5 protein-coding genes are annotated in these 8,021 nt (G+C 37.9%); all 5 read right to left on the bottom strand.

Annotation, left to right across the window (positions count from 1 at the left end; translation table 11 throughout):
• Positions 1 to 146 precede the first annotated feature (146 nt).
• The 5 genes from B5D25_RS10705 to B5D25_RS10685 all read right to left on the bottom strand — a co-directional run bounded on the left by B5D25_RS10705 (position 147) and on the right by B5D25_RS10685 (position 8,001).
• A complete protein-coding gene (locus tag B5D25_RS10705; RefSeq protein ID WP_159444155.1) occupies positions 147 to 1,028 on the bottom strand; it encodes a 3D domain-containing protein in 882 nt (293 codons plus the stop codon).
• Positions 1,029 to 1,275: 247 nt separating this feature from the next.
• Positions 1,276 to 2,313, bottom strand: coding sequence for a S66 family peptidase (locus B5D25_RS10700; protein ID WP_078787955.1), 1,038 nt, complete (start codon positions 2,311 to 2,313; stop codon positions 1,276 to 1,278).
• A gap of 41 nt (positions 2,314 to 2,354) precedes the next feature.
• Complete coding sequence (locus B5D25_RS10695) at positions 2,355 to 2,645, bottom strand: acylphosphatase (RefSeq protein WP_242870240.1); 291 nt, start codon at positions 2,643 to 2,645, stop codon at positions 2,355 to 2,357.
• On the bottom strand, positions 2,629 to 5,643 hold the full coding sequence (locus B5D25_RS10690) for an LTA synthase family protein (protein WP_078787954.1): 3,015 nt from the start codon (positions 5,641 to 5,643) through the stop codon (positions 2,629 to 2,631). Before B5D25_RS10690 ends, B5D25_RS10695 begins: the two co-directional genes overlap by 17 nt.
• A gap of 99 nt (positions 5,644 to 5,742) precedes the next feature.
• Positions 5,743 to 8,001 (bottom strand): DNA gyrase subunit A, encoded by a 2,259-nt coding sequence (locus B5D25_RS10685; RefSeq protein ID WP_078787953.1) that lies wholly within the window; start codon positions 7,999 to 8,001, stop codon positions 5,743 to 5,745.
• Positions 8,002 to 8,021 lie beyond the last annotated feature (20 nt).

Raw genomic sequence — 8,021 nt, 5'->3', positions numbered from 1 at the left:
CACTTATTATAGCACTGGAGGTTTTTTTTACTTGAAGCTAAAGCTCTTTGGGAACACACCTGCATAGCAGGTGGTTTTATTGGTTGTTAAACCAATAAAAAATCCGGGAGTTAATGCTCCCGGATTGTATATATACATGTTTGATATTATTTTGAATATACAGAAACTGTTCTTGTTCCGTAATTAAGCGCTTCCTGATGTGTGTCAAAGAAAATATCTATACGATTGCCGTTGATCGCACCACCGCAATCTTCAACAACATATGTATGTCCGTCGATAACAAGCTGAGTACCGTAGCTGAATCTGCTTGGATCAGCTGCGATTGTTCTACCTGCTGTAGCATGTGTTCCGCTGGCTGTAATACCATCAGACTTTCCACAGCAATAAGCACATGGACAATAAGCTGTAGTTACAAACTCACCAAGGTATGTTCCTGATTCTGAGTCAGACTCGATATAAAGAACATCCTCATCATCCTGAGTTTCCTCTACATTAACGTCCTCAGACTTTGCAACTTCTTCTGCCTTACGACTTTCTTCAGCTTTCCTTGCTTCTTCAGCAATTCTCTCTTCTTCGGCTCTTTTTGCTTCAGCTTCTTTACGAATACGTTCTTCATTCTCTTCGTTAAGCTTTCTGAGAGCTTCTTTGTTCTTCTCATCAGCATCCTTAGCTAAAAGAACTGCTTCGTAATTTTTCTCGGAAACTTCAATCTTTGCGTACTGATCAGATTCATATCTGAGACCTTTCATCTCCTCGTATGATACTCTGTCAAATCCTGTACCGAAGACATCTGCTTCAGCCTTAACATCCGAAATCGAAATGACTCTTCCGTCAGAAGGAACATCACTCTGCTTAGCAGCTGTGATAGAAGCTGTACATACAACTCCGAGAGAAGCGATTACTGCAACGCTCTGTACCTTTTTGGAATATTTTTTGACAACACCTTTGATGTCATGCTTATTAGCAAAGTTCTTTACAGTTCTTACTGCTTTTATATCCTCGACATCAAAATTTCTATCAAACTTCATAAAAATCTCCTCTTTTTTATCAATTGTTTTAAACTTCATTTCATAAATGTTACAAAACAATTAATTTTTTAGGTAAGGCATATTATATTCTCAAATCAACATTTGGTCAAGTGTTTTGAAAAAACTTTATGCACATGCAACAAATATTATTAAGGATTCGAGGCTATTTTGATATCGTTTTTAGCAGTATTGCACAATAGAAATAGATTATCATATCATTATCGTTGTCTTTAAATTTGTTAATTTTTTACTTAATAAACTCATATTTAACAGATATTTCATTCTGTTTAATATCCACCTTGCTATAGGCTCCGCTTATTATCGGCATAGATGACGGGATGTGTCCTATATCAATATCCATGACTATCGGAACACCTTTTTCTTCTATTATAGGGAGTACAGCATTATACTGATCAACGCCCATCATTTCTTCACCATGTCGGTATGGTCTTCCGATCAAAAATCCTTTGGCATACTTGAACCAACCGGCATGCTTAAGATGAAAGAAGGCTCTTCTTATATCAAGCATACTAAGGTCACATGACTCGATAAACCAGATGAATCCGTCATTTTTATACCTTTCAAGGAACTCATCCACCTTATCAAATTCGGTTCCGCAAAGATTTACAAGGATGTCAAGGCAGCCACCGATAAGTCTTCCTTCTATTGACGTTTCTTCTTCGTTTTCAGGAATATTATAATTTTTCTGGCTGTATGGCTCTGTGAGATTGTAAGGCATAAGCGGATGTTCCTCATCTTTAAGCCCTTCCTTCTCCCATTTAGGATAATTGCTGACTTTATCAATCTTTCCCGTCAACAGATCAAATGTATCCTTTATAGAATCAGCCCAAGGTTCCATACCGAAACTCGGCGCACATGAACCGTAAATGGCCGCCGTATCAGCAAGAATCGTAGATAAAAATGTAAAATTCGTATTATCTGAATAACCAAGATACCACTTAGGTTTCGATTCTTTGATGCCCTTCCAGTCTATAAAAGGAAGCACTTCACACATCAGCTCTCCGCCTCCGCATGATATGATCACATCTGCATCATCCGACTTATACATCTTATTCAGCTCATCGCCGCATTCCTTAGGAAGATTACTGATTCCCACACCTTCACCTTTATAGCAGTTCGGACCGAGAACCGTTTTATATCCCATTTCCTTAAACTTCTTCAGAGCATTATCAAATGCACTTTTATAAGGTTCGATATTACAGCCAAATGAAGGAGCTACAAACCCTATACTTCCATTATCCTTTAAAAACTCCGGATATCTCATAAAAACTCCCCTTACCTTTCTCCCATTTCTCCGGGCATCATTTACATTCTAACCTTAAAACTATTCTCATCAGGATCAACATCGACCGTTTTCCTGTCCATATCGATTATATCTATATAAGTTCCGCTATTTATCATTCTCAGCGCTTCATTTATCGTTTGGGCAGGTCCTTGAAGTTCCATTTCCACCGAACCGTCATAAAGATTTCTGACCCAGCCTGTAAGTCCGAGCCCCCGCGCTGTATTTTTAGCTCTGTACCTGAAGCCGACTCCCTGTACTTCGCCTTTGAAAATAAAATGTTCTCGTATCATATAACTATCTCTCTTTTTCATTCATTTCCTTCAGGTAGTCATTAAAATCTTCAATATGTTTAAGCAGATATCTTTCACCCTGAACATCAACATAAATGTCTGCCCAGTCAATCTTTTCCACCTTACTGTTACTCATTTCAAAATAGTAATAATCCGTAGAACTGTTGCCGGATTTACTGAGTATTACATTCTTAACCGCATCACCGGAATGGAGCTCAATGACACATTTATCCACCATAGCCGGATGGATGATTGGATTCACAACACCTAAAGTTACATATTTATAATTCTTATCAACTTCTTTTATGTACGCATCCGCCGATGCATTTTTAAGAAGCATATCATTCATTTCGAAATTCGCCAATTTGCTAAGGAATTTACGGCCTTTTTCAAAATTATCATTAAGAACATCCTTACCGTATGATTCCATCAGAGTCGGTAAATCCGAATAAAGATTAGTACCCCAGGCAAGTCTGTCTCCGGAAATCTTTACACCCATAGCCGCCAGAGTTGTAGGATAGATATCGAGAGTAGTATATTCACGACCTTCGCCTTTGTAAACCTCCGTTGAATTGTAAAAATTCGTATATACCCTTCTCAAATAATCCGAATCAACATTCTCACAATAATCCGTATCCATTGTAGGATGATCGCCACTCATGACTATGGTTGTATTTTCATACCAGTCCTGACTCTTGATCCATTCTATAAACTCATAAACCTGTTCATCAGAACAGTGAATAACATTTGAATATCTGTCATCACCAAATGTATTTTCACACTTATCGCATACATAACCATCCTCAAAATGAGTATCCATGGTCATGAGCGTAAAGTTGAAAGGCTCTCCCGACTCTCCGAGTTCTGTAAGTTTATCCTTCGCATATCCGAAAAGCTTCTCATCTTCGAAGCCCCACCATTTATAATAATCACCCGGAATCCATCCCTCACTGATTGCCCTGTCATAATCATAAATATCATAATCACCGTGAGTCTTAAAGAATGTATCCACACCTCCGAACGATGCACTTGCACCAAGCATGCATACATTATTATAACCATTATCCTTAAGGATATCACCAAGCATTATTATATTTTTGCAAAATGCACCCTGGGTCTTAAATGCATTGCTGGACATATTTATCAGCATAGGAACACCGGAAGAATCTCCAAAAACGGCACCGATAGTCCATGTTGTTCCTTCCAATGAAAATCCGCCATTCAACTTCTTATCCTTTGGTCCGAAATCTTCGCCTTCCTCAGCAAGCTTTGTAAGATTCGGAATTACATTCTTTTTAAATGCTCCTCCCGAAGCTTCATCAGCAAAGGTAACTTCCATTGATTCAAGATAAATATATATAAGATTTCTCTTTTTCTCAGGAAATGTCAGTTTCACATCGCCGGAATTCACATAATTATCCTTTATAAACGAATCATCACCATTAGCATTTTTAATATATTCAACCAGTCCAAGTCTTTTATCCGCATGTCTGAAAGAAAGGAATAAAAGGATTCCTCCAAGGACGAAATACATCGCAGTAAGTATCCTCATAGTCTTCTTTCTCTTCCTGAATCCAATCATGAATCCTGCCGAAAGAATAATAACCACCGTTGCCGGAAGAGCATATTTGACCAATGCCGGAACAACTATCTCACTACTGGTTCCATCCAATGGAGAATTAATTGTAAATATCAGCTCATGTATATCAAGCTTAGGCCATGTATCAAAGAGCCAGACCACTGTCGCAGTAAGTGTCACACCACATGCAAAGAATACCACAGCCCCCATCCTGAGAAGGAATCTTCCAACATCTTTTGAAGTATATTTTTCAGGATGAAATCCCGCCTTATTATATAAGAAGATAATCGTTTTTTTCAGGCAGCTTATAATGATATTTAATACAAATGAAAATGCAAACAGGAGTAAAAATGTTCCTAAAGTATAGAATATCTTGAAGCCCCAGGACGGAAGAAAACTGTAATAAACATCCTGTTTGAAATTCTCCGCACGGAATCTCTTATCACCCAGAGCTGTAGCGAAATTTCCTATAAGCGCACTTGTTCCCCAGAAGAAAGAAAGCATGAAGCAGTATATATATCTTTTGAATTTAAATGTATATTTAAAACTGCATACCCTTGCTACAAATCTTGCGATATACCACCAAAATACAGCTACAAGTAACGCCGCTGCAAAATATAAAAGAATCGCTTTTTCACCGATTGTTCCGGAAATTAGGATATTTTTCTCATGCTTCTTAAAAATTGCATTCAATAAAATCTTCATACCGGCCGCTGCAAGAATTATAATGCAAGCCACTGCATCTTTCTTACTACTGTTGGTATTCTTGCCGTTCTTATCCTGTTTATTGTTATTAACAGTCTTATTCCTATTATTATCGCCCTTGTTCTTATTACCGAACTTGTTATTTTTACCCTTACCGCTATTGACAGCTAAATAATTCACCAGGCATCCGAAAGTAACCATCGGAAGCGCCAGGGCAACCTTCATAAGCAGTAGTCTGTATCCTGTCATTTCCCAGCCACTATGAGATACAAAAGCGAAAAATCCGATTCCCAAAACAAATATCAAAGGACATACTATATATATCCTTTTAATAAAAGTCATCAGAAAATATAGTATTACAAATACAATAAATATAACGACAAGTAAGCCGAGATCATCTCCGAACCCGGCTTTACCTCTTCCTATTTCAGTTTTTAAAACTTTGAAAAGTATAAATTCAGCTACCTTAAATAACAAAGAACATATTACATAAGGAACCAGAAAAGCTCCGGAAATCCTGACAAGAAACAGCCAGAATCCCGGTCTTTTTTTATCCGAAAAGATATTGAAACACATTCCGGCAGCAATAGCCATCATTGGAAATGCATATATCTTTACCGGAAACAAACCTGCAACAGATAATATATCACTACCTACCGACATATAAGATGTCAGCACAAACATTAATGCAATAAATATAAATGTATTACGCCGTTTTTCCCATGTTTCGTTCATTTATACAACCATCCTAAAAGTATTATTATTTCAGCAATACAGCTAATGTCGCGTTCCAAGCCACACTATAATAACCCGTTCAAGACCATCGATAAAATATTAAACTCTCAGTTTTGTACCTTTATTTCCTGTTCCGCAAAGCTTCACCCTGGAGAATGATACTTCACCGATCATAGCATCAGTCGTAAGACCGACTTCAGCCTCAATAAGTTTATCATCAGGAGCAAGCTTAATAAGTTTAATACCACCTGCACCTTTTCCTTGAATGCTTATATCCCCAACTTTTACTCTTACAAAGTATCCCTTTTCGGATCTTGCAACCACGAATCCTTCTTCATCCGCAGGTTTAACCATAACAGGAACATCTCCCGTCTTAACCGCTGCAACTTTCTTTCTTGTAACATCGAACTGTGCACCTTCTGTTCTCTTTGCACGTCCATTATCCGTAACAAATAAAAGATTACTTGTTATGATACTGCTGAGAGCATCGATGAAAATAACATTTTCATCAGCTTCCATCTCGCAGAATTCGAATATCTGTATACCCTTATCAGACAGTTTTCCGAAAATGCTATTTCCCTTTCCTGTCTGCTTCTTCGCCTGTTTCTTAACGAGATCCGATATCTTGATGATATATGCGAATCCTTTATCCGTAAATGCGATAAGTCTGTCGTCTGTCATAGTATTTACAGAGAAACGATAATCCTTCTCTATCTGTGCCACATTCTTATCATATACGCTCTTATCGATACACTTAAGATAATAAAATCTATCAAGAAGAACTGATATCTCAACAGGTTTTTCTTCGGCCTTTTTAACCTTTACTTCACCCAGATCTGATATCTTGGTCATTCTTGGCTTAGCATATTTCTTAAGCTCTTCCATATCGCTTATCATCTGTCTTCGCATCTCAGCCTTTGATCCAAGAAGCTTACTATATCTCTTGATAAGCTTTTCAGCATCAGAAAGTTCTTTACGAAGCGCTTCTATCTCGAGACCGATAAGTTTAGATAAACGCATTGCAAGAATTGCATCAGCCTGCTTTTCAGAGAAATTAAGCGACTTAGCATCCTGCTCAGAACCTTTATATCTGAACTTGATTCCCTCTGTCTCACCTGTCATAAGGCATCTCTTTGCAGTCTTAACATCCTTTGATCCACGAAGTATCTCGATAATAAGATCGATAACATCAACAGCTTCAAGGAGTCCTTCCTTAATCTCTTTGATATCTTCCTGCTCATCAAGAAGTTTCTCATATTTTCTTGTATAAATGCTGTTCTTAAACTCGGTATAAAGTTTAAGTATCTTTCTAAGGCCCATAACTTCAGGCTTACGATTATTGATACAGTTGATATTCACACCGTAAGTATCCTCAAGTCCTGCCTTCTTATATAAAATATTGATTATATTTTCTATCTCTTCATCGGTTGTACCCTTCTTAACATCGATAGCAAGGCATTCTCCATCCTTGTCACCTCTGTCAGCAATATCAACAACCTGAGGAAGTTCTCTGTTTCTTACAAGATCAGCAACAGTATTTAAGAACTTCTCTGTTCCTCCGATCATTGTAAACGGAAGTTCCGTTACACAGATTGACTTTCTTCCATGACCAATATCTCTTATCTCAACTTTTCCTCTGACTCTTATCTTACCGAGACCCGTTTCATAAATAGAAATAAGATTCTCTCTCGAAGTATTGATGATACCGCCTGTTGCAAAGTCAGGTCCTTTAATGATATCAACAAGTTCTTCTGTAGTAATATCAGGATTTTCAAGATAAGCTATGGTTCCGTCTATTACTTCTCCGAGATTATGAGTAGGAATATTTGTCGCCATACCAACGGCAATACCCATAGATCCGCTTACAAGAAGGTTCGGAACCTGGAAAGGAAGATATGTCGGTTCATTTTCTGTTCCGTCAAAGTTCGGAATAAAATCTTCCTTACAGAATTTAAGATCCTTCATACATGCTTCTTCAGCATATTTTGAGATTCTTGCTTCTGTATATCGCATTGCAGCGGCGCCGGATCCCGATACGTCACCGAAATTTCCGTGAGGATCTACAAGAGGAATCGGAAGTTTCCAATTCTGCGCAAGATTAACAAGTCCTTCATAGATTGAACTGTCACCGTGTGGATGATATTTACCCATGGTATCACCTACGATACGTGCGCATTTTCTATGAGGTGTATCTGAAGATGTGAGTTCGGACAATGAATAAAGTATCCTTCTTTGAACAGGCTTTAAACCGTCTCTCACATCAGGAAGTGCTCTTTCTGTTATAACTGACATCGCATAATCGACATATGATTGTCCCATCTCGGATTCATAATCGACAGCGCTTATTTTCTCTGCCATAAAAACTCCTTAAATCACAA

This window comes from Eubacterium ruminantium (assembly GCF_900167085.1).
Classification (GTDB): domain Bacteria; phylum Bacillota; class Clostridia; order Lachnospirales; family Lachnospiraceae; genus Eubacterium_Q; species Eubacterium_Q ruminantium.
This window is presented reverse-complemented; position numbering and strand designations above follow the sequence as displayed.